Below are 19,695 nucleotides of genomic sequence, written 5' to 3'. Positions count from 1 at the left end.
AGTTATAGGGTGATGGGAGGAGTTCGGTTAGAGCAGGTGGGCGCCGGCTTCGAGCATGGCATCGCGGTCTTCGCGGAGATTGTCTCGCTCCTTGGCCAGGCTCTGGATCTCTCGGTGCAGGTACTGGGCGATGGATTCGCCGCAGCGCAGGTCGCCCGGGATGGCTCGGCCCTTCAGCGCTGCCTCCAGCTCGATCAGGGTGAATTGCTCAATCATTTTTGGGGTCCTCGGGCGGATGAACCGGGCACGGCCAGCGCAGCGAGCCGTCGCCAGTAGGGCAGGAACACACTTTCTCGTCGTGGGGCTGCGGAGACTTCCTGCGGTACCCATCAGCGTGGAGGTCCTCGGCGATGCCGAGAAGCCCTTGCTCGCTGTCTCTGTTAACCATCCAGTTGAAGATCGTTTCTATTTCATTGGCCGCAATTTGCTCGGGTGTGATGAAGGGGCGGAAACGCTTTGCCTCGAAAATCGATGCCATTCCGCACAGCTCTGTGAGTTCTCCAGCTACTTGGTCTTCACGTCGTACCACGTAGGTGCAATCGGATAAGAAGACGACGCGCACCTTGTGCCAGCTCTCGAAGTTCGCCGCGTGCGCCCAGTTTGAGTTGTACTCACAAACGGTACCTTCGGGCGGGATGGCTTTACCGTGCCAACTATCGTTCACAGCTCATACCTCTCATCAATCCAGCGCCCAGGCGCCAGTGCGGGTGTAGGTCCTGAATCTTTTTCGTGCGGGGAGAGCTGGCGCTCGTTGCCGGTCTGCAGCTGGCTGTCGGGGATGCAGAAAATCGCCTGCGGTGTGCCATAGCCGTTGTACGGCACCCAGCAGGTGGCGCCGCGCTTCTGGTCGTGCACCACCACGATGTCGTCGGTAAGTTGTTCTGCGCTGGCGCCGGTGGCCAGCAGCAGGAGGCAGAGGGCGAGGCGGGTCATTTGCGCAGGTCCTCGTTGGGATCAACGCCGAACCGCCGGCACAGCGCATGTGCGACGCCAGAACCGCAGAGGAAGACATCGGTCATCAGTGCCCAGCGCGGTCTCTTCTGCCTTCCAGTGCCACTCACACCACGAACCGCGCGGGCGAGTAGATCGTCTTCGGTGAACTCGCATCCAGATAGCGTGATGACTCGGCTCTGGCCCTTCAGCCGTTCAATCTCAGCCTGTAGCTCGGCAACCTGGCCGTGCTCGCATTCGTCGCTTTGGTCGTCAATCAGCTTGAGGCCCACCATTTCGTCATCGCGCCAACCACCGTAATCGTGGTCGTACCGCTCGCAGCAGAAGCCTTCGTCGCCGTCGCGGGTCGGGATTGTGTAGCTGTCGAAAGGACCGCCATAGGTCGGCACCATCCCGCCATCGGGATGCTCGATCCACATGAAGAACTTGCGGCCGGTGATCGGGCATTCGTCCGGGCACCATCGTGCGGCCGTTTGTGCGCTGGGCATACGGATTCCTTGGCCGCCATATCGCGGCAATAAGTTGTACAAATTATTTATTCGGTATAAGAAAAGTTGCCGGTTGTCAGACGCAGTCCGCATATCGGCCATAAAAGGTTGTCTGTCGTCGTTTGTTAGATAAAGTTGCTGAGGGGCACAACCATTAAGCGAGTCGAAGGAGGGCGACATGAGGATTCGAGGGAATGTATTTTGGACTTGGGCTGATCCGAACCTCCACCATCGAGTGCACGATGAAATACTCGATGACGGGACGGTCATTGACGTCCAGGTTCGCTTGTCTCGTACCGGTAATACGCAGTTGTTTGTTGGCGTGTACGCGGCTTCTGGCATGCCAATCTACGAAGAGGCATACGAATCAAGGCCCCACGAGTCGATGACTCGGGCCCTTGTTTGGGGAGTAGGCCGAGCCCGTCAGATAGCCTTGGACGGTGCACCGACTGCCAAGCTTAGCGCTGCAGCGAGATAGTGGTCTGGATCGCAGGCGATTCGGACGGGGGCGTTTCGATTACGCTCCCAGCGATCACGGGTCTCGGCTCTGCGCTGGCGGATAGGGCTTCGACCAGCTTCATCAGGTCGGCTATCGCTGCGTCGTACCAGGCGTAACTGGCGCTCTCGTTCAGCTCGTCTTGGAATGCTTCAAGCACGGCTGCCCGGGTTTCGGTGGTCCAGCCTGCAATTGCGCCGAGCAGCGCATCACGCTCGGCCAGCTGGGCGCGAAGCTTGTCCTCGATTCCCTGGTTTACACCGTCTAGAAACTCGCCAGCTTCGTGCAGCCTCCGGTTTTCATCGCGCAGCCGCTCAACCTCGGCAGGGTCGGCGTGGGTGTAGAGCGGGATGCTGTAAGCGCTGGCGTCCCAGCCGTTCCTCTCGCTCAAGGCCTTTGCCTTTGCGTGCATGACGCTCAGTCCGCTCTCGATCATGTACCAGACCGGCTCACCATGCGCCGGGCGGGTATAGAGCTTGTCGCCACGGCGCAGCGGGTTGCCGTTGTCGCCATAGATCAACTCGACGAACAGGCCATCGTCGGCCTCATTCACAACCGCCACCGGATCGCCCTGGGGCTGCTCGGCTGGCAATATGTCTGCCAGGGTGATATCTGGCGCTTTGCACTGAGCCGCGTCCATCGCTGCCATGGCCAAATCGCGGTCAGTCATGCCTGGCACGCCCTTCAGGAGCGTGATGCACGCGGCAGCAGAGTCGACCTGCTGCTCCGTCCAAATACTGCGCTCAGCCAGCATGAACCCTTCGGGCACGCTGATCATCTGGTTATTGCTCATGCAAGATTCTCCGATTGATACCTTGCCTGTCGCTTCTTCGAGCAGGCCTTGTGGTTGCCGTGGGCGCGACTACCGCCGCACTCGTCGCACGTATTTGAGAGCTGGAACTGGGGCATGCCGACTCGGGGCCGGGAGTAGGAACGGCGGATGGGCTTCATGCGGCCTCCATCAATGCTTCAATCACTCTCTGGCCGGCCAGTGGCGGCACCGCGTTACCGGCCATGTGCATGGTCAATCGGTGGTTATCCGGGCGCAGGGTTTCAGCCGGGAACGACATTGCTGCCAGGGCCTCGCTGGCGCTGAGCATCCGCATGCGGTCGCCGTCGACCAGGGCCCATCGATCCAAGGTGGTAATGGTGCCGATCGGCCGGTTGATGTCGCGCCCGGTGGTGCCAGAGCCTTTGCCGTAGTAGGGCATGATGAATCGGTCGCCGAAGCGCTGGCGGCCGTTGCGTACCCGGTCGAGCGTGGCCTGGGCCCGGCCGGGCTTGTCGATGGTCGACCAGCGGCCAGCGTCGAAGTCGAGGAAGCTAGCGGCCGGCACGTGCCGCTCGCGGGGCAGCTGCAACATCAGTGGCGCCTTGCTGCGCGTCAGCACCATGAACAGGCGCACCCGGTGCTGCGGCACTCCGAGGTCGGCACAGTCGACGATGTGCGGCGCCGCCTGATACCCCAGAGCCTGAACCGCTTGCAGCCAGGCCGGATAGAGCACCCAGTCGGTGAACTCTGGAACGTTTTCGATCACTGCCGCCTGCGGCCGGTGGAACTCGAGGGCCGACACCGGCGCCCAGGCCGTCGAGCGCGATGCGTCGTGTTCAGGGTTGCCCGACTTCTTGCCGCGCGCCTTGGCGTGGCCCTGGCAGCAGGGGGAGGCAAGCAAGATGTCATGCGCTGGCACTTGCTCCCAGCGGGCCTGGTGCAGGTCCTGGCAAACGTGCTGCGTGTCGGGGTGGTTGGCGCTGTGCCATTCAACGGCTACCGGCCAATGGTTTGCCGCCCAGAGAACCTGGACGCCTGCGGCGCGCGCGCCGGTGCTCCATCCGCCGAGGCCGGCGAACAGGTCGATTGCTGTGGTCACGTCGTTATCCTTGCGTGCAGGCGCCGCCCTCGCCGGGGAGGCGTTATCGTTGAATAGGGGAAGGCGCTGGCGGGCAGCGCGGGTGGCAAACTGTCTGGCTTTGGGCTATTACAGATGACCGGCATAGGGCCGGCCGAAGGAGGAAGCGTGAAGAAAATCGATGTCGAAGGACTAGACCCCCAGGTCGAACCCCTAGGAGAGAAGGCGCACCGGGGTACTCGTATCGCTTTATCGCTGATTCCTGTAGCGGGTGGCGCCCTAGTGGAGGTGTTCAATTCGGTAGTTGAATCCCCTCTGACTAAGCGGCGCTGGGACACCGTCCGGGACATCGGTGAGGTCATTAATGACCTGCTGGACCAAGGCATAGTTACTGAGGAAAACCTACAGCAGAATGAAGCGTTCATCAGTACAGTGGCTGAGGTCTGCTCAATCTCTCTGAGGAATCATCAGACAGAAAAACTTGAAGCACTGAAAAACGCTGTCAAAAACTCAGCGCTACCATCATGCCCTGCAGACGATTACCGTCAGCTTTTCCTAAACTTTGTCGATGTGTGCACTGTCTCCCATATCAAGCTGCTCACGGTTTTCAATCATCCGAGGGCCTGGCTCGATAAGGTAGGCATAAAGACCCCTAACTGGATGTCTGGATCACTTTCCTCAGTCATCGATCTAGCGCTACCAGAACTGAAGGGACATAAAGAAATTCGTGAATCGATTTGGAAGGATATGTACCAGCGAGGCTTAGTAAGTACCGATAGCCTGAATTCCAGCTTAAGCTCTGATGGGATGCTAGCTAAAAGGACAACAGCCCTCGGCGAGCAACTGATCACATTCCTCTCTTGATTCAGCACGGACGGCTGCCCTTTGATAAGCCACTTCAAGCCTCCGCGCCACATCAGGTGACACAGTGATTTCGTGGCGCGGAGGCTCAAGTAGCGGCAATGCTCCGCCCGGGCCAAGCGCATGCAGGTGATGAATCATCAGCGTCAGCGCCTCGCCCTGTTCTTCGATACCGGCCCACTCCATCAGTTCCAGCAGGGCCTGCTTAGTCCCTGGTCGAACCTTTAGGCGAAGGTCTTCTTCCTGCAGCTTGGCTGCCTTGGTCCGGCGTTTCTCGTCCCGCACTTGCTGTGTCATAGCCATACGGCAACTCCTTCAAACCTCTCCACGTCCTGCTCTGGATGCTGTCGTCTGACGCTCCGATCTTTTGAACCCTGTATCCGGCACGCTGCCAACCCTTTATCAAACGAGGAGGAAGCAGTCATGTCAGATCCTGTCAGCTATTTCTGGATTGCCGTTGCGGTGATCGTCATTTTGGTAGACCTGTGGGCCATCGTGAGTGTTTTCCGAAGCGACAAGTCCGATGGCGTCAAGGTAGCCTGGTTCTTGGGTATCGTGGTTTTCCCCGTAGTCGGGCTGGTTGTATGGGGGATCGCCGGACCACGTGGCATCAAGCCTGGTGCAGGGCCTACATCCCCAGAGCACAGCAAAGGTTGAAGCTTCTTTGGGTTCTGAAATAAGTCCGCTGGACGGCAGGTGCAACTGTTCTTGCCGGCGGCGCTGGCGAACCTTCAGATTGGTCCGTCGCATCGCTTGCCCTCAACCTTGGGGTAGTCGACGCCGAACAGATGGATGACGCGGCAGAACTTGCGGTCGGAGATTCCGAGCTTGGCCTTGGCCTGGGTCCGGTTTAGCCCGGCGTCGCGCAGCTCGGTGATCTGCTGGGCCAGTGCCTTGTCGGCTTCGGGGCTGGCGTACTGTCGTTCACCTGTTGAGCGCGAAGTGCGCGGCTCGGGCTGGAATGAGAAACCACCTTCGACGGCTGCCAGGTACAGAGTGGTCCGGCATAGCCCGGTTCGCTCACGCGCCTCTGCGCAGGTCATGGTCTTGGCCAGCGAACGCAGGTAGACAAGCTGCTTGTGGCGCCGCTTCTTCTTTGCGCTCTGTGGCTTTGGCTTGGGGGGCTGCACCTTTTCGACATCGCGGTGCGGGCGAGGCGGCACATACTGGAAGCCCTCAAGCACAACAATGCTTCCCCCAGATGAGAGAAAGGCAGCTTTCGCTGCCTCCAAGTCGATTGATGGGTTCATGCTGCCTCACTTGATTCGAATCGAGCTTTCGCCGCGCTCAAGGTGAGCCCAGGGCGCGTTAGGGATCAGTTCGTGTTCGCAGTCTTCGCCGGCGGCCATGCGCTTGCGCACTGCTTCGTTGTGCTCGCGGTCGGCCTTGAGCTTGGCGGCGATCGCCTTTTTGTCTGGGTCCTGGGTTACAACCACGCGGACCAGATCGATCGGTACGTCTTCCAGGTTGTCTACGATCACCTTCTCTGGCGCGGCGGCCAGGGTGATATTGAACAGTGGACGCTTGATCGACTTTAGGTTGGCTGCCTCCATGTTGCGGCGCAGGTAATCGCCGATCTGCGTTACCGCGTTCTTCTTGACGCGCTTGAGCTCGTTCAGCCGCTCAATTTCGGCGTCGATCGCCAGTACCTCGCCGTCGATGTTGCGGCGCAGCATGACGATGTTGTCGGCCTTGTCGCCGAACTCGCCCGCGATGCCATCCATGGTGTCTTGGATGGCCTGCTTGAGGCCTTCGTCGTCGGTGTCGGCCATCGCGGCCAACTCCATCATCTGCTTCGTGAGCGGGTAGAGGCTGCTCATGCGGCGGTCTCCTGGGTGAATTTTGGAGAGAGGTCGGCAAGCTCTTTGGCCACGCGCTGAACGCCGGCGGGATCATTGCGAGCGCCAAGCCTGCGGACTGCGGCGTCATGGATCTTCTTCAGCTCACGCAAGCTCTGGGCGCCCTTCATCGCATCAACTGTTCCTTTGATGAAGCCCAAGCGTTCCTGCTTCTGGCGCTCGATCTCTGCCTCTCTATCTTCGGCCTGCTCGATTGCCTGCTCGGCCTGCAGCTGCTGGACGTAGTTCTGGTCGTCGAACATCCCCAGGAACACGTCGGCGCTGAAGCCCAGCATCGACAGGGCCTTCTTGATGGCGTCGGTCAGCGACTTCTTCGGCGCCTCGCCATCAGTGGTGGTGCCGTACTTCGACTTGTAGAGGTACTGCGTGCACCCATACTGCTCGATCTCGCCGCGCTTACCGTCCAGCATGAACCAGAAGGTGATCTTGATGGTGTGGTTCAGCTCGAAGCCAAGGCTGACGCGCTTGTCACCTTCGCCTGAGAACATTTCGGCGCCCTTGTCGAATCGCTCCTCGACCACGTTCCAGCCAAACCCGATGCCGGCCGGACCGAATACCTCGGTGGCCTTCATGATCATGGCCGTGCCGTTCAGGCTGGTGATCTGCTGGCCGCCGACCTTGGCGTCCTTGGTGTAGCGGGTGTCGGTCGTCTGGACCTTCTCCCAGATGCTCATGTTGTTGGTCATTTCAGGCTCCAGCAGCTTATGCCGTCAGCTTCTTGAGAATGGCCTCGCCGACCTGAGTTTCGATCAGGTTGCGCAGGGCGCTATGGTCGTAGTCGGCGATGATGTCGCTGACGCGCTGGTGGATCATTGGCTTTAGGTCTTCAATCGCCTGCTGCACCTGCTGCCAGCCTTTGCTGGCTTCTCGATCCCAAGCGTTGGGCGGGCTGAACACGGTAGTCGAAGACAGGTTGTTGATGACGCTTATGGCCTTGTCTTTGAGCGTGGCCACCATGTTGCCGTCGAAGTGCTGGTCGACGATCTCGCCAACCAGGTAGTAGGCTGAGTTGCTGATGATGCGCTCGAAGTCTTTCTGAGCATGGGCGGCTGCGGCAGCGCTGAAGGCGTCGGTCACGATCCGACGCTTATCAGACTCGCTCAGGTAGTCGTCGACGTTGATGGTTAATTCGGACATTGGGATACACCTCGCGCCAGGCCGGCGCCGTCAGTTGAAATAGGAAATGCCAGGTCACCCGAGCACGGAGGTAAGACCCAGGCCCTGGCTGCGGTGGATGGTTGCGCGCTCTCGCCGCTTACGCTCCCGAAGGGGTACGGTTATCCCGAAGGTCCGCCGTGCGCCGGATGTGTGATCAGGAAGTGATGGAGCCAGCCAGTGCGCTGGCCAGCATGAATACGGTGCAGGTGAAGAGGGCAGAGAAGGAGCCGCGCCAGATGACCAGGCGGCGGGCGCGCTGGTAGCGGGTCATCGCGTGCCCCTTGCCTCAAGCCACTGGCGCTTGGTGCACACGACCCAGAGGTTGGGCGACAGCGACTTATGGTGTTCGCGCCAATCGATGTTTTTGCGCCACCATTTGTTCTTGCTGCCAATGAACCTTGCGCAACTCACGTACTGCTCTGGCCATTCGAGAATGTGCTCAGCGCACCAGCGGATGAACTGCCGTGCCCGATCGCTCGGCGCTGGATCGTGCATGTGGCTCACGCCCGCACCTCATACCCGACCGTCCACTCCCCGCAGATGCAGGCGCGGCACTTCCAGGCAGCGGGGTTCTCGATGCTGGCAAGCGCCGCCTCATTCACTGCGGCGGCGAATGTCGGCCCCTTGAACAGCATCAGCACACGGTCGGCCGGCATGGCCTGAGCCTCGGGCAATTCAGCGATCTGCTCGTCGATGAGCGTTGTGATCAGTGGCGTGGTCATGCTGGCTCCCTCAATTGCTCAACGCGTTGAGTGGTGGTGTCGACGACCTTTGTCCGGATGCGGGTCAGGGTCTGAAGATCGAATAGGCCGATCTTCTCGAAGCCCTCAAGCATGCCGAAGACGAAGGTCTGATCAGGTACAGGGGTGGGCGACTTGGCGAGCTGTTCAAGCTGGGACATCACCTCGCCGATCGCCAGGGCGTGCATCTGGGCAGCGGTCTTCAAAATCCGCACTCCTGCTCATCGCGCTCGCGTTCGCGCTCAGCGGCCACTGCTTTGGCGGCGTGCGGTCGCAGCAGGTCGGCTGCGATCTCAGTGAGCGCATTCGGTCCGCCGAGAAGGTAAGTGCACAGGCCCAAAATTAAGCCAGCGCTGCCGGTACCGGTGCCCGCCATTACCAGCTGGCCGAATGCGTCTTTTGTATCCAGGCCCTCAATCTGGCGGTTGTTCAGGTGATCTTGAACAGACCTCGCCATATCGGCCTGAGTGACCTCGCCGAGTTCGCCGCGATAACCCCAGATGATGCGGTAGCCAAGAACCAGCCGAGCCGCGTTCGTTTCGATCCACTCCGCCTGGGCGGCGTCATCGTCGCTCACCGCCGGCGGCATCCGGTTGTCGTACTCAAACTGTGCTGCTCGAAGTGCGCCCATGGTCGCCTCCAGGTATCGGTTAGTTTTGGCCGTGACCTTCGAAACCAGAGGCCAGCGGATGGCCCCAGTCGTCGTTTTCGAGAAGGCGATTGGCGTATTTCTTGATCGGGGAAATGCGGTTGTTGGGGTTGAACTTTTCCCACTCAGCCTTGGTGCCGCCGAACTCTTGCTTGCTCGCCTTGCATGACTTGGAGCAGAAGCGCGCCCAACCGCGCTTGCGGTCGGCCGTCCTTGCCGTGAATCTTCCTGCGCACCAGGCGCAACTGACCTCCACAGTCGAAGCCATGGCGTCCTCCAGGTTGGTTGTGCGGCCGCATTGGCCAGGAGCCAGGCTAAGGTGACCAAACCCACCGTGAAAGGTGGCCTGGCGCCTGCCAATGCGGTCGTATGTGAAGGGAAGGGGATGCGGGACGCATCGAGGTGTGATCTGGCCGGTGCTGATCTCCGGCACAGCATGCGTACATGCGTAGACTGCCTTTCGGTCGCCGTAGGCCCGGGGCAAGCCCGGAGTCTTTTCGCCTCAGCCTGCGTATTCAGATCACACTCCGATGCAGCCTGCGATGGGGAGCAGGGCATCGGGCAGTTAACGTCAGGCTGACGTGGCGCTGGCTGTCTACTTGGCGCGAGCCTCTGCCATCCAGTCGTCGCGGCTGATTCGGCTATGAAGGACCAGGCTCCACTGGCCGCTCTTTCGAGCCCGAACCAGCTCCCGGTTTTGATAGCGGGCGTGGTGCACGCAGCCCTGTTTGGATACTCCAGTCATCGTCTTGCCCTCCAGGGCGGTTGATTCAGTGGATTCCCCCTGATGCGCCCGCTTGAGGCGCACCGGGGAATCGTCTGCTCATGCCCGCTGTTCTTCGATCCAGGCGGCCACTTTCTCCGCAGCGTCACGCTGGCCTGCATTTTCCAGCTCTTGCACATAGGTGCGGGCTTCGTGGATGAACAGAGGCCTGTCCTTTATGACGTCCATCGAATGCTTCAGCGAGTGCAGAACTCCACCTACCAGCCAATCAACTTGGCTCATGGTCGAGTAACGCTCCCGGCAGATTCGGGCCGTACGGATGTGGCTTTCAACAACCATCTTCACGCTCATGGTCTTTCTCCAGTGGATTCCCAAAGCACCCGGTCGCCCAGGTGCTTCAGTGAATCGTCAGGCACAAAAAAGCCCGAAGTTATCGGGCTGTGTTTTCAGCGATGAGCTTTATCGCCTGCTGCTGGGGATATCCAGGTAACTGACAAAAACATACCTGTCGTCGCCCATTGCGAAGTAAAGCCAGCCTGCCTTGAGGCCTGGATCATCGTCTGAGTTGCGCACCTCGTTCCAGCAGAAGCCTGGTACGACCTCAGTGCCGCGATGCTCTTCAACAATCCGCACAATCTGCCACTGGCCAAACTCGCCAGCCGTGGCGATCAGGCGCTCCATGAATTCGCTGGCTTCCACCTTTACCTCCTACCTGTTTTCGATGTGCGCAGTATTGCATGCTCGATTCCCAATGCCGCCTCGTCGAAGCGGCATCAGTGAATCGTTATGTCCCATTACCGCCGGGGTGGCGGGGCGCATTGCATGCCCGGGTCGTTCTCTCGGTTTAGGCGTTTCACCTTCGTCAGCCGTACAGGGTGGTCCCTGTCGTGGGCAGCCTTTCGGGGCTGTCTGATCGCCGGTCGCCGGTAGAGGCAATGCGGTCTGTTCACCAGTTCCAGAGCTGGCATGGGGATCGAATTTATTGCTCGCGCTGTACCGTTGCCGGGATCGATCCGCGAGGTTCCCATCAATGTGAAAGAGCGGTGAGGCTTGAGGGCCTCCCGAGGGGCTGTGTAGCGCCTCGATGGAGTGAACAATACCGCCGGTATTTCATATGGTCAATACCTCCGGTCATATTTTTCCGTCGTCCACAAAAAAGCCCGCTCAGTGGCGGGCTCTATGGAGCGTGCAGATCTAGAACAAAGGCATCATCATGCCACCAGGACTCATCTTGAGCCCCTTAACGAGCGCTCCATTCTGGAACAGGAACTGATAGCCCTGGTTACCGGTGTATCCGCCGTAACTGTTCTTGGCATTCACGTTGGCAGTAATCAGGTAGCCGGCGTAGAGCTGCTTACCCTCGATGGCGCTACCAATGACGTAACCTTTCTGGATGGCGCCGAACTGGTACTGAGCCGAATAGGGGTCTTTGAGCGTCCCGTTGAAATATTGCTTGATGCGCTCCTCGGCCTGATCCTGGTCAATGGCAGTGCCGTAGTCAGCAGCGGCAATCTGCTGAGGCGTGGGCCCTGACGCGCACCCGGCCAAAAATGCGAACGATATGACCGCTATGAAGCGATAGAGCTGAGTGAACATGGTATCCCTCCCGATAGAAGAGCGAATTCTACCACTCTGGCCATCAACCATCATGCAGGCATGAAAAAGCCCGCCGAGGCGGGCTTTTCGAAGCGGTAGCTTTGTTACTTTGGCAAGCCTGCAACCAGCGGCGCCAGGTACTGCTGGACAACCCACCAACCGGCACCAAAGACTGCGATACCAGCAACCAGCGCATAGGCAGCCGTCTGACCCTTAGTCAGCATGTGCCTTTCAATATGCTCGATGCGTGTCTCTACCTTACCGATAGCCACCTTCACATCGGTCATGTCCCGCTCGAGGTTCGTTAGCCTAGTATCCAAGTCTCCGCCTCCTGGTGGTCCTCCAGCAGGATTATGGAGATCTTTTAGGTTCCTGTCATGCCGATCCAGAGCTTCGGCAAGCTCAATTGCATTCCATCTGTCTTGGAGGTTGCTGATGGAGTCAATCATCAACCGAACCCTCATCTTCAGGTGGGGCGCCCTTCAGTAGCCCGATCTCGAACTTTAGTTCATTAAGGCTCTTCAGCGCGTCTCCGACACAACTGAAAGCCTTTAGAGACGCTCGTTTTATGTCTTGATCTTCCGATTGCCTGCCGGCAATGGAAAGTTCCATAACGGCTTTTGTGAGAGCAACCATGGTTTCCATTACTGGCTCAATCGCGTGAATAAGATCTGACAGATGAGCAGGAGCAGGGTGCTCATCACGTACAACGGTAGCTTCTTCGTCGGACACGGGCCTATTCCATGATTGAGGGTAAATGGTTTGGCTTAGTTAGGGGCATGGCTACAGGTCTCCACCTCGCCAGATCACTTGACCGATGATCCGGTGCTCATTGTCCTCGCTACGGAAGAAGAAGCGATCCGGATGCTGGCCCTTGTCCTCATTGTCGCTGCGCAATAGCCACTGCCCAACCGGGCCCTGAACAAGCCTCTTCACGATGGCGCCGTCGCCGCCAGCCAGCACGAATACCTGGCCATCGACAGGCTCAAACCGAGAGCGATCGATGAGCAGGACGTCTCTGTCATTGATGGTCGGCCACATGCTCTGACCCTCGGCATAGATGACGATCAGTTGATCATCCTTGGCCCCTTTGGCTCTCAGCCATTCGCGCTTGAAGGCGAGGGTGGAGCGGATCTCCACATGCGGGTTTTCGCTGCCAAGTCCTGCTGCTGCTCTGGCATCGTACTGAGGGATGTAGGCGTATTTACCATCCAGAGCGTCTTCGTCTGAGCCCTCCGGAAGAGGAGTTTCGGCGGAAACATGATCGTTGCCTCGCTGCGCTGCAGTGATCGCCGCAGCTGCGCCAATGACGGCAGCGCCAACGCCCGGCACAGCGCGCATCAGATCAAGCTCGCTCGCCAGCCTGGGACTGAACTCAGAGACAGGAACCTGGAGGGCCTTTGCGAATACGACGGCGGCGCGAAGGCTTAAGGCGGTCCGCCCATTCATGAAATGGCTAACTGCGCCTTGAGTGACGCCCTCGCCAAGCTCTGCAGCGATACGGTCCTGAGTCAGACCGAGCTCTGCACGCTTCGCATTGTATAGCGCCTTCAAGCGCTGGCTGTCCTCCACCTGCCAATCAGCAAGCGGGACCTTTCGAGAGTTTTTCGTCATGTGCGAATGATATGACCACCGGTATTGGCGCTACCAATAGCGGCGGTATTGACGAGCAACAATACCGCCGGTCATACTGGGCGCGTAGAACCACTGTTGAGGACGTCGCTATGCGCCGAATCCCGCTTTCCGAATTTGCCAAAGAGCACGGCCATACGAAGGCCGCTCAGATACTTGGCTGCACGCAGGGTGGCCTTAGCAAGGCAATCCGCGTCGGTCGTGACGTTTACGTGACCGTTGATGAAGACGGAACGGTGAGTGCCCAAGAGCAGCGCCCATTCCCGTCGCAAAAGTCCGCCGCTTAACCACTTTCAATCACAAGGAGCCGTCCCCGCATGTACGCCAACCCCAAGCACCTGCATGACCGTGAGATCAAGGTCCGGGTCGATGAGGACACTTTCAACCTGATACAGGCCTTGGCCGCGTATCACCGCACCCAGCGCGCCGTGCTGTGCCGCGAACTGCTGGAAGCGCAGCTGGCTGCCCTGGCCTCGGAGAATACCGGCGATCAAACCGCAGCCTGAAGGCCGCGAGGAGGCCCTATGCCGACCGAACAATTCGGTCTGGACCCGGGATCGATGGATTTGCTTGAGCGAGAGGCGCGAAAGCGGGGGATTACCCCGGAAGCGCTAGCAGCCGAGTTGATTGATCGAGAGCTGGCCAGCCGAACGAAACCTCGAAACGCGAGGGGGGCGGTTCTTCCGTTCCAGCGCAAGGCCTGAACAGGCCCTGATAAGCCCGAATTGCGGGCACAAAAAAGCCGGGGGTGAAGGCCCGGCTCTCTGCAACACAAAACTCTGTAAGGGAATTATGCATATGCAGACCCAAAGTGTACAGGCCCTCAAACGGCCCGCGCCACAAAATGCGAGCCACGATTTCGTGGCGCGCACGATGTCTTCTCGCGAAATCGCCAGCCTGACTGGCAAGCGTCACAACAACGTGAAGCGAGACATCGCCACCATGCTCGCTGACCTCAAAGAAGATGTGCTCAGTTTTGAGCACATCTACCTGGACGGGCAGAACCGCGAGCAAGTTCAGTACTTGCTCGACCGCGAGCACACCGACTGCCTGTTAACCGGCTACAGCCCGGCATTGCGCATGAAGGTTATCCGCCGCTGGCGAGAGCTCGAAGGCCAGTCCGAGGCGCGCCAGGCTGTCATGGCAAACGGCACCAAGGTCATTGGCGAGATCGCCATCATGGAGTGCTTCACGCGCCTCCTGAAGCCTGCCGCGTCCTGCCAGATGCAGATGCTCGCCAGGATCGCCGAGAACAACGGCCTCGATCCGAAATTTCTGCCCAGCTATGCCGTGGATGCTCCGGCGGACGCAGCTGGTGGCAGCTCGCTGCCGACCAAGGCCCTGACCGCCTTGCTCAAGGACAACGGAATCCGTATGTCGCCCGCTTCGTTCAACAAGTCCCTGCAACAGGCTGGGCTGATCAAGGTCATGCAGCGTAAGAACTCCAAGCAGGAGACCGTCACGTTCTGGGCCATCACCGACAAGGGTCTGTGCTTCGGCAAGAACCTCACCAGTCCCCAATCCCCCCGCGAAACCCAGCCTCATTGGTATGTTGAGCGGTTCGCTGAGCTTGCCGAGCTTATCGGCAAAGGACGTCAATGATGGCCAGGTCAAGAAACATCAAGCCAGGGTTCTTCTCGAACGAACACCTGGCAGAGCTGGACTTCGCCACTCGCCTGCTGTTCATCGGCATGTGGACCGAGGCTGACCGGGAAGGGCGCTTAGAGGATCGTCCGCGCCGCCTGAAAATGGCCCTGTTCCCGGCTGACAACGTCGACATCAATCGCATGCTGGATGACTTGGATCATTTGGGGTTCATCAAGCGCTACACCGTGGGCGATGTGAAAGCGATCCAGGTGATCAACTGGGCCAAACACCAGAACCCGCACGTCAAAGAGGCGAAGAGCACCATCCCTGAAATGCCCGGGTTAGAGGGGTCGCAGGTTGAGTCTGGTGCAAGCACGGTGCAAGCACCAGACTCGCATGGTTCTTTCCCGGCTGATTCCCTCTCTTTTGATTCCGGATTCCTGATTCCTGATTCCCTCACTCCGTCGCCTGCGGCTCCTGACTCTGCCGAGCTGTTTTCGAGGTTCTGGAAGCTGTACCCCCGCAAGGTTGGCAAGGACAAAGCCGAGAAGGCCTGGGCGAAGATCAAGCTCACCCAGCCACTGTTCGACGAGATCATCGCTGCGCTGGCCAAGCACTCTGTCACCCCGGGCTGGACCAAGGACAACGGCCAGTTCATCCCGCATGCGTCGACTTGGCTCAACGGGAAGCGCTGGGAGGACGAAGTGCCAGAGGTCGCGGCCAACGTCCACCAGTTGCCAGTGCGCCGCAACGAGCCTGATTTCAACGACACCGAGTGGGCTCGAAACCTGGTGGTGCGCCCATGAAATCAGCCAACCAACTGATGGCCGCTATGGCCAACCGTCCGCCAGAGCTTCACGGCGGCCCCGTGGTTGTCTCGCTGGAGACTGCCGAGGTGGTCAACGACCTGTTCCGCCGCCTGCGCGGGATCTTCCCAGCCTGGCGTCAGGCTTGGCCGTCCACCGAAGCCCTGGCCGCAGCCAAGGAGGAGTGGATCAAGGAGTTCGCCTCCGAGGGCATCCGCACGCTCGAGCAGATTGAGTTCGGCATCGAGAAGTGCCGCAAGCTCAAGAAGCCTTTCGCGCCGAGCGTGGGCGAGTTCATTGCGATGTGCCAGCCGACGCCCGAGGACTTCGGCATGCCTGCACCTGCAGATGCCTGGATCGAGGCGCTGATGGGCGTGTACAGCCACGAGGGCGTGAAGATCGCCGCCGTGGCCACCGGCCTGTTCGACCTTCGCTCAGCCCAGCAGAACGACAAGGGCCTGCAGGCTCGTTTCGACCGTGCCTACCAGATCGTCCTGCGCCGCGCTCAGGAGGGCGAACCGCTCGACGGGAGGATTGCCACCGGCATCGGCCACGACAGCCAGAAAAGCCTGCTGGAGCTCGCAGACGAGCACGCCAAACAGCGCCAGGCCCGCCTGCTTGAGATCCAGCAGATCCCAACCACCGCCGCAGCCTGCCGTGCGCAGCTGATGGCCAAGTTGAACATCAAGCGCGCCGGGCAGCCGGCCGGGGAGGGGGTGTGATGCGTACGTTCAATCCGCGCGGCATTAAGCCGTGGATGCTGCGTCGACCATGGCTGGCGCGCCTGTTCCTGCTGTCGCTCCTGCCTGTTATGCCGCTGATCTTCGCTGTAGCCGTGCTCTGGCAGAACCGCAGCGAATTTTCGGAGATTGCGCGCGCCTGCGAAGCGATCTTCCTGCCTTGGGAGAAGCACTGATGGACACCAACAAGATGCGCGACATCAGCCGCGAGCAGTTCGAGGCGAGATTCCCAACCCCTGCCGGTATTGATTGGAATGAGAGCATAGGTATGTATGAGGTGGTTGATGTTTGGAAGCTGGTTAGCACTCTCCAGATAGGTGAGCGCAACTGGCGGTGGGAGGGCTGGCAGGCCTCCCGCGAGGCCGTGTTGGTGGAACTGCCTGAAGGATTCGATCTCCATGATTGGGCGCCAGAGCGGTGCTCGGTAATCAATCGCCGGGAAGCGGCTGAGGCAATCGAGGTCCAGGGCCTGAAGGTGGCGCCATGACCGAGTTACTGTTCGCCGCCGCCGGCCTGCTCGCCTCAATCATTATTCTTTTGGTTCTGGTTGGGGTGCCTATCGCCGCCTACCAGATCCAGTCCGCCAGTTTTGAAATTTCTCGGCTTCTCTGGGAAGAGTTCCGCCGCCTGCACTGCGAGGAGGACGATCATGACTGACTTCGTGATGCACAGCATGGCAGACGTCAATCGTCTCTTCGGCATCCTGCAGGCCCAGGACTTCACCCGGCCCAAGAAGATCGTCATCAAGGACCAGGACCGCAGCGGCGAGCAGAACAAGAAGCTCCACGCCTGCCTGAGCGATATCGCGAAGCAGGTCGAGCACGCTGGCAAGAAGTGGGACGTCCTGATCTGGAAGCGCCTCCTGACGGCCGCCTGGCTGCGTGAGAGCGGCGAACAGCCTCGGCTGATACCAGCGCTCGACGGCAACGGCTTCGACGTCGTGTACGAGCGCACAAGCCAGCTCAGCGTGAAGCAGTGCGCAAGCTTGCTGGAGTGGATTCAGGCGTTCGGCGCGGAGCACCAGGTGCGCTGGAGCCAGAAGGATCTGTGGGAGGGGCGTTACTGATGAGCCATCAATTCAAGCCAGGCGACCTGGCTATGACTCTGGTCGGAATTCCTGGACACATCGAGTCTGGCGCCGCCGTCGAGGTTGAGTCAATTCTTCGCCCCGGTGACATCGTGCGCTATCGCGGGGAGCGTCGAGAAATCGCCAAGCCCCAGGTGTTAGTCATGCGCGACGGCTCTAAGTACAGCTACCACCCGCATCAGCTGATACCCCTGCGCGGAGACTTAGCCCCCGAGCAGCAGAAAGCCAAGGAGGCCGAGCCATGCGCGTAGTCAGCAAGAAGGTCCGCGACAGCGCCCGGGACCAGGACTGCACAGTCCGCATCCCCGGCACCTGCAATTTCAACCCAGACACGACCGTTCTGGCGCACCTGCCATGCGGGCAGAAGGGCATGGGCATGAAGGGCTTCGACACCGTGGCGGTATACGCCTGCAGTGCCTGCCACGACGTGCTCGACGGGCGCGGTAAGGGTGAAGTGGACTGGTCCGATATGCCTCGGGCGATCGCCGAGACGCACGAGGCCCTGATCCGGGCTGGGCTGATGACCGTGAAAGGAGCCGCCTGATGGACTTAATCCTACCGTGGCCACCGGCCGCATGCAGCCCAAATGCCCGTGTGCACTGGACCAAGAAGAGCAGGGCGGCCAAGTCCTACCGGGCAGCCTGCCACCTGCTGGCGAAGCAGGCCGGCATCACTGCGCCGGAAGGTGAAGCGCTGCTCATGCTCGAGTTCGTGCCGCCCGACCGTCGCCGGCGCGATGACGACAACCTGCTGGCGATGTTCAAGGCGGGCCGTGACGGTCTGGCGGACGCCCTCGGCATCGACGACAACGTGTTCGCCACTCAGATCAGGGTGAGCAAGGAAACCACCAAGGGCGGCGCCGTGCTCGTCCGCGTAGAGCCACGATGGGAGGCAGCATGAACTGGACACCAACCGACACCGGCCAGCTCCTGCTGTTGGCCATGGCCATCTTTGGCGCCTACTGCATCGTGCGGGGCATGCGTATCTCGAGTCGCTTGAAAAAGGAGCAGGGCCTGTGAACTATCAGAACGTGGTATCAGCGGTAGTCCGCGCCCTGGCGGCAGAGACGATCAACAGCGCTGGCGGGTGCGACTTCGAGCCGAAGGTTCAGGCCACCAAGCAGAAGGGCGCCATTGTGGGCAAGGAAGCCGCATTCCTGATCGATTGCATGGTGCACGCCAGGCTGCGCACCCAGCTGGCCGCCGAGCACTGGCTGGTGCTGGTTGCGCAGTACTCCACGCACGCCGAGCGCAAACACGAAGCGATCATCGCAATTGCCAAGGCCATCCGCTCACCGGCTCCGGAGCGATTCCGTCACGCCGCGGTGGTGACCTGGGCCATGCCGAAGCTGCCAGGACAAGATGGGAAGCGATCGACCAACGTTCTGCCTGCCGCCTGGTACTGCATGGATAACTGGCTGGATGAGCCGGTCGCCGAGCGCACTCAGTACCGGTGGAAGGCAGGCCTCTGCAAGGAGCTGCGTCGCCGCGTAGATCTGGCGCTCACAGAGGCTCAGGAGATTCTTGATGCGGAGGGCTTGATTCAGAAAATTGCCGCTTGACGATTAGTGGCAGAGTGGCATACATTTACCTCTATCTTGTCCTTCTTGCGTGTTAAGAATGACGAACCAAAGCCCGGCCACTGTGCCGGGTTTTTTATTGCCCGCAAGAGGGCCTCAAGAGTGCCCGCCACTGAGCGCGCCTCGTTCATGCACAGCAAGAGGTCGAGCATGGATCTATTCCACCGCCTGCTCGAGAAGTTCGACTGGATGATCGCGGGCCTATTGGGGGCCCTGGTCGCTACGCGCTGGCACAAGGACGACCTGACCGACCGCAAGGCCTGGTTGCTCTTCCTGTTCACCGGCATGGCCTGCGCCCACTACCTTACCGGCATGGTCAGCGCCTATTTCGGGATCACTGAGCCGCGTAGCGTCGCAGGCGTAGGCTTTCTTCTCGGCACATTCGGCGGCTCACTCATTGCCGCCATCAACCGGGCGATCAAGGCTGCCGATCTCTGGTCTGTCATCAGGTCCAAGTTCGGAGGGCCTAGCTCATGATCCTCGAATACATCAACGCGTTCTCCGCAGGGGGCATCGCCTTCTGGGCGACGTGGTCGATCTTCAGCGGGAAGGTCCGAGACGGCGTTATTGGCAAGTTCCTGTACGCGGTCATCGCCATGAGCGGCTACGCCATCCTTGCCAGGTCGGATCGGATGTTCTTCACGCCGAACACTGCTGGCGTGACCATGCATGTTGCCCTGTTCCTGGCAGGTCTCCGGCACATGTTCATGCTGACCTACTGGCCGCGGGTGAAGCGCTGGATCTGCCGGCGCCTGGACTGCGACCTGTGCAAGCGGTCGAGCTGAGCGCTCCACAAAACAGAAGTACGCCGTTTCGTGGCGCACAACCGTGAGATGGATTTGGCGCAAATTTTTTCAAGCATTGGTTGAAATGATGGCGAAACGATCTCATC

41 protein-coding genes are annotated in these 19,695 nt (G+C 59.9%); 19 read left to right on the top strand and 22 right to left on the bottom strand.

Annotation, left to right across the window (positions count from 1 at the left end):
* Positions 1–27: 27 nt before the first annotated feature.
* From M2396_RS13745 to M2396_RS13730, 4 genes are read right to left on the bottom strand one after another with little or no spacing between them, the layout of a single operon-like run.
* Complete coding sequence (locus M2396_RS13745; RefSeq protein ID WP_181087401.1) at positions 28–216, bottom strand: hypothetical protein; 189 nt, start codon at positions 214–216, stop codon at positions 28–30.
* Positions 209–664 (bottom strand): hypothetical protein, encoded by a 456-nt coding sequence (locus tag M2396_RS13740; RefSeq protein WP_259075526.1) that lies wholly within the window; start codon positions 662–664, stop codon positions 209–211. Before M2396_RS13740 ends, M2396_RS13745 begins: the two co-directional genes overlap by 8 nt.
* Positions 661–933, bottom strand: coding sequence for a hypothetical protein (locus M2396_RS13735; RefSeq protein WP_259075525.1), 273 nt, complete (start codon positions 931–933; stop codon positions 661–663). Before M2396_RS13735 ends, M2396_RS13740 begins: the two co-directional genes overlap by 4 nt.
* Positions 930–1,439 (bottom strand): hypothetical protein, encoded by a 510-nt coding sequence (locus tag M2396_RS13730; protein ID WP_259075523.1) that lies wholly within the window; start codon positions 1,437–1,439, stop codon positions 930–932. Before M2396_RS13730 ends, M2396_RS13735 begins: the two co-directional genes overlap by 4 nt.
* Positions 1,440–1,617: 178 nt before the next feature.
* Between M2396_RS13730 and M2396_RS13725 the strand changes: the two genes are divergently transcribed.
* Positions 1,618–1,917 carry a hypothetical protein gene (locus M2396_RS13725; RefSeq protein ID WP_259075521.1) on the top strand — a complete coding sequence of 100 codons (300 nt, stop codon included), beginning with the start codon at positions 1,618–1,620 and terminating at the stop codon, positions 1,915–1,917.
* Here M2396_RS13725 and M2396_RS13720 read toward each other — a convergent pair.
* Positions 1,898–2,728 (bottom strand): hypothetical protein, encoded by an 831-nt coding sequence (locus tag M2396_RS13720; protein ID WP_259075520.1) that lies wholly within the window; start codon positions 2,726–2,728, stop codon positions 1,898–1,900. The two genes, M2396_RS13725 and M2396_RS13720, sit on opposite strands and share 20 nt — an antisense overlap.
* A 154-nt stretch (positions 2,729–2,882) precedes the next feature.
* A complete protein-coding gene (locus M2396_RS13715; protein WP_259075518.1) occupies positions 2,883–3,806 on the bottom strand; it encodes a DNA cytosine methyltransferase in 924 nt (307 codons plus the stop codon).
* A 147-nt stretch (positions 3,807–3,953) separates the two neighbouring features.
* On the opposite strand from M2396_RS13715, the gene M2396_RS13710 reads away from it, so the two are divergent.
* Positions 3,954–4,649 (top strand): hypothetical protein, encoded by a 696-nt coding sequence (locus M2396_RS13710; RefSeq protein WP_259075516.1) that lies wholly within the window; start codon positions 3,954–3,956, stop codon positions 4,647–4,649.
* Here M2396_RS13710 and M2396_RS13705 read toward each other — a convergent pair.
* Positions 4,596–4,949 carry a hypothetical protein gene (locus M2396_RS13705; RefSeq protein ID WP_259075514.1) on the bottom strand — a complete coding sequence of 118 codons (354 nt, stop codon included), beginning with the start codon at positions 4,947–4,949 and terminating at the stop codon, positions 4,596–4,598. The two genes, M2396_RS13710 and M2396_RS13705, sit on opposite strands and share 54 nt — an antisense overlap.
* Before the next feature lie 120 nt (positions 4,950–5,069).
* Between M2396_RS13705 and M2396_RS13700 the strand changes: the two genes are divergently transcribed.
* On the top strand, positions 5,070–5,303 hold the full coding sequence (locus M2396_RS13700) for a PLDc N-terminal domain-containing protein (protein ID WP_259075512.1): 234 nt from the start codon (positions 5,070–5,072) through the stop codon (positions 5,301–5,303).
* Between the two features lie 74 nt (positions 5,304–5,377).
* Here the strand turns inward: M2396_RS13700 and M2396_RS13695 are convergent, their stop codons facing one another.
* The 14 genes from M2396_RS13695 to M2396_RS13630 form a co-directional block, all read right to left on the bottom strand.
* Positions 5,378–5,896 carry a hypothetical protein gene (locus M2396_RS13695; RefSeq protein ID WP_259075510.1) on the bottom strand — a complete coding sequence of 173 codons (519 nt, stop codon included), beginning with the start codon at positions 5,894–5,896 and terminating at the stop codon, positions 5,378–5,380.
* Between the two features lie 6 nt (positions 5,897–5,902).
* Positions 5,903–6,466, bottom strand: a complete 564-nt coding sequence (locus M2396_RS13690) for a siphovirus Gp157 family protein (protein WP_259075508.1) — start codon at positions 6,464–6,466, stop codon at positions 5,903–5,905.
* Complete coding sequence (locus M2396_RS13685; RefSeq protein WP_259075506.1) at positions 6,463–7,191, bottom strand: hypothetical protein; 729 nt, start codon at positions 7,189–7,191, stop codon at positions 6,463–6,465. The genes M2396_RS13690 and M2396_RS13685 overlap by 4 nt, the downstream gene beginning before the upstream one ends.
* A 16-nt stretch (positions 7,192–7,207) precedes the next feature.
* Positions 7,208–7,642 (bottom strand): hypothetical protein, encoded by a 435-nt coding sequence (locus M2396_RS13680; RefSeq protein ID WP_259075504.1) that lies wholly within the window; start codon positions 7,640–7,642, stop codon positions 7,208–7,210.
* A gap of 521 nt (positions 7,643–8,163) precedes the next feature.
* Positions 8,164–8,385: a hypothetical protein gene (locus M2396_RS13675; protein ID WP_232881033.1), complete on the bottom strand. Its 222-nt coding sequence runs from the start codon at positions 8,383–8,385 to the stop codon at positions 8,164–8,166.
* Positions 8,382–8,609, bottom strand: a complete 228-nt coding sequence (locus M2396_RS13670) for a hypothetical protein (protein WP_259075500.1) — start codon at positions 8,607–8,609, stop codon at positions 8,382–8,384. The genes M2396_RS13675 and M2396_RS13670 overlap by 4 nt, the downstream gene beginning before the upstream one ends.
* Complete coding sequence (locus M2396_RS13665) at positions 8,606–9,034, bottom strand: hypothetical protein (protein ID WP_259075498.1); 429 nt, start codon at positions 9,032–9,034, stop codon at positions 8,606–8,608. Before M2396_RS13665 ends, M2396_RS13670 begins: the two co-directional genes overlap by 4 nt.
* A 19-nt stretch (positions 9,035–9,053) precedes the next feature.
* A complete protein-coding gene (locus M2396_RS13660) occupies positions 9,054–9,320 on the bottom strand; it encodes a hypothetical protein (protein WP_259075496.1) in 267 nt (88 codons plus the stop codon).
* A gap of 555 nt (positions 9,321–9,875) precedes the next feature.
* Positions 9,876–10,127 (bottom strand): hypothetical protein, encoded by a 252-nt coding sequence (locus tag M2396_RS13655; protein ID WP_259075494.1) that lies wholly within the window; start codon positions 10,125–10,127, stop codon positions 9,876–9,878.
* Between the two features lie 108 nt (positions 10,128–10,235).
* Entirely contained in the window at positions 10,236–10,457 is a 222-nt protein-coding gene (locus M2396_RS13650) for a hypothetical protein (RefSeq protein WP_259075492.1), read from the bottom strand.
* 513 nt (positions 10,458–10,970) lie between these two features.
* Positions 10,971–11,372, bottom strand: a complete 402-nt coding sequence (locus M2396_RS13645; RefSeq protein ID WP_259075490.1) for a hypothetical protein — start codon at positions 11,370–11,372, stop codon at positions 10,971–10,973.
* Positions 11,373–11,476: 104 nt separating this feature from the next.
* Positions 11,477–11,659 (bottom strand): hypothetical protein, encoded by a 183-nt coding sequence (locus M2396_RS13640; protein WP_259075488.1) that lies wholly within the window; start codon positions 11,657–11,659, stop codon positions 11,477–11,479.
* 154 nt (positions 11,660–11,813) lie between these two features.
* Positions 11,814–12,104, bottom strand: a complete 291-nt coding sequence (locus M2396_RS13635) for a hypothetical protein (protein ID WP_259075486.1) — start codon at positions 12,102–12,104, stop codon at positions 11,814–11,816.
* A gap of 51 nt (positions 12,105–12,155) precedes the next feature.
* A complete protein-coding gene (locus M2396_RS13630; protein ID WP_259075484.1) occupies positions 12,156–12,986 on the bottom strand; it encodes a LexA family transcriptional regulator in 831 nt (276 codons plus the stop codon).
* Positions 12,987–12,997: 11 nt separating this feature from the next.
* On the opposite strand from M2396_RS13630, the gene M2396_RS13625 reads away from it, so the two are divergent.
* From M2396_RS13625 to M2396_RS13560, 14 genes are all read left to right on the top strand, one after another.
* The gene (locus tag M2396_RS13625) at positions 12,998–13,291 is read left to right on the top strand and encodes a Cro/CI family transcriptional regulator (protein WP_401183130.1); all 294 of its coding nucleotides are present in this window, start codon (positions 12,998–13,000) and stop codon (positions 13,289–13,291) included.
* A gap of 30 nt (positions 13,292–13,321) precedes the next feature.
* The gene (locus tag M2396_RS13620) at positions 13,322–13,510 is read left to right on the top strand and encodes a hypothetical protein (RefSeq protein ID WP_004573832.1); all 189 of its coding nucleotides are present in this window, start codon (positions 13,322–13,324) and stop codon (positions 13,508–13,510) included.
* Positions 13,511–13,802: 292 nt separating this feature from the next.
* A complete protein-coding gene (locus M2396_RS13615) occupies positions 13,803–14,606 on the top strand; it encodes a Rha family transcriptional regulator (protein WP_409035101.1) in 804 nt (267 codons plus the stop codon).
* A complete protein-coding gene (locus M2396_RS13610; protein WP_259075478.1) occupies positions 14,606–15,397 on the top strand; it encodes a hypothetical protein in 792 nt (263 codons plus the stop codon). The genes M2396_RS13615 and M2396_RS13610 overlap by 1 nt, the downstream gene beginning before the upstream one ends.
* Positions 15,394–16,119, top strand: a complete 726-nt coding sequence (locus M2396_RS13605) for a replication protein P (protein WP_259075476.1) — start codon at positions 15,394–15,396, stop codon at positions 16,117–16,119. Before M2396_RS13610 ends, M2396_RS13605 begins: the two co-directional genes overlap by 4 nt.
* Positions 16,119–16,313, top strand: a complete 195-nt coding sequence (locus tag M2396_RS13600; protein ID WP_259075474.1) for a hypothetical protein — start codon at positions 16,119–16,121, stop codon at positions 16,311–16,313. Before M2396_RS13605 ends, M2396_RS13600 begins: the two co-directional genes overlap by 1 nt.
* Positions 16,313–16,624: a hypothetical protein gene (locus M2396_RS13595; RefSeq protein WP_259075472.1), complete on the top strand. Its 312-nt coding sequence runs from the start codon at positions 16,313–16,315 to the stop codon at positions 16,622–16,624. The genes M2396_RS13600 and M2396_RS13595 overlap by 1 nt, the downstream gene beginning before the upstream one ends.
* A complete protein-coding gene (locus tag M2396_RS13590; protein ID WP_259075470.1) occupies positions 16,621–16,794 on the top strand; it encodes a hypothetical protein in 174 nt (57 codons plus the stop codon). Before M2396_RS13595 ends, M2396_RS13590 begins: the two co-directional genes overlap by 4 nt.
* Positions 16,787–17,203, top strand: a complete 417-nt coding sequence (locus tag M2396_RS13585) for a recombination protein NinB (protein WP_259075468.1) — start codon at positions 16,787–16,789, stop codon at positions 17,201–17,203. The genes M2396_RS13590 and M2396_RS13585 overlap by 8 nt, the downstream gene beginning before the upstream one ends.
* On the top strand, positions 17,203–17,475 hold the full coding sequence (locus tag M2396_RS13580) for a hypothetical protein (protein WP_259075466.1): 273 nt from the start codon (positions 17,203–17,205) through the stop codon (positions 17,473–17,475). The genes M2396_RS13585 and M2396_RS13580 overlap by 1 nt, the downstream gene beginning before the upstream one ends.
* Positions 17,466–17,768, top strand: a complete 303-nt coding sequence (locus M2396_RS13575; RefSeq protein ID WP_259075464.1) for a DUF1364 domain-containing protein — start codon at positions 17,466–17,468, stop codon at positions 17,766–17,768. Before M2396_RS13580 ends, M2396_RS13575 begins: the two co-directional genes overlap by 10 nt.
* A complete protein-coding gene (locus M2396_RS13570) occupies positions 17,765–18,124 on the top strand; it encodes an endodeoxyribonuclease RusA (RefSeq protein ID WP_259075830.1) in 360 nt (119 codons plus the stop codon). The genes M2396_RS13575 and M2396_RS13570 overlap by 4 nt, the downstream gene beginning before the upstream one ends.
* Positions 18,121–18,243 (top strand): hypothetical protein, encoded by a 123-nt coding sequence (locus M2396_RS13565; protein ID WP_259075463.1) that lies wholly within the window; start codon positions 18,121–18,123, stop codon positions 18,241–18,243. Before M2396_RS13570 ends, M2396_RS13565 begins: the two co-directional genes overlap by 4 nt.
* Positions 18,240–18,785, top strand: coding sequence for a hypothetical protein (locus M2396_RS13560; protein ID WP_259075461.1), 546 nt, complete (start codon positions 18,240–18,242; stop codon positions 18,783–18,785). Before M2396_RS13565 ends, M2396_RS13560 begins: the two co-directional genes overlap by 4 nt.
* Here the strand turns inward: M2396_RS13560 and M2396_RS13555 are convergent.
* The gene (locus M2396_RS13555) at positions 18,767–18,955 is read right to left on the bottom strand and encodes a hypothetical protein (RefSeq protein ID WP_259075459.1); all 189 of its coding nucleotides are present in this window, start codon (positions 18,953–18,955) and stop codon (positions 18,767–18,769) included. The genes M2396_RS13560 and M2396_RS13555 overlap by 19 nt on opposite strands.
* Here M2396_RS13555 and M2396_RS13550 point away from each other — a divergent pair.
* A complete protein-coding gene (locus M2396_RS13550) occupies positions 18,954–19,280 on the top strand; it encodes an MFS transporter (RefSeq protein ID WP_259075457.1) in 327 nt (108 codons plus the stop codon). The two genes, M2396_RS13555 and M2396_RS13550, sit on opposite strands and share 2 nt — an antisense overlap.
* Entirely contained in the window at positions 19,277–19,588 is a 312-nt protein-coding gene (locus M2396_RS13545) for a hypothetical protein (protein WP_259075455.1), read from the top strand. The genes M2396_RS13550 and M2396_RS13545 overlap by 4 nt, the downstream gene beginning before the upstream one ends.
* The last annotated feature ends 107 nt before the right edge of the window (positions 19,589–19,695 follow it).

The organism is Pseudomonas sp. BIGb0278, from assembly GCF_024809895.1.
Taxonomy (GTDB): domain Bacteria; phylum Pseudomonadota; class Gammaproteobacteria; order Pseudomonadales; family Pseudomonadaceae; genus Aquipseudomonas; species Aquipseudomonas shirazensis.
Note: the sequence above shows the minus strand (reverse complement) of the source record. Positions and strands in the feature narration are given on the sequence as shown.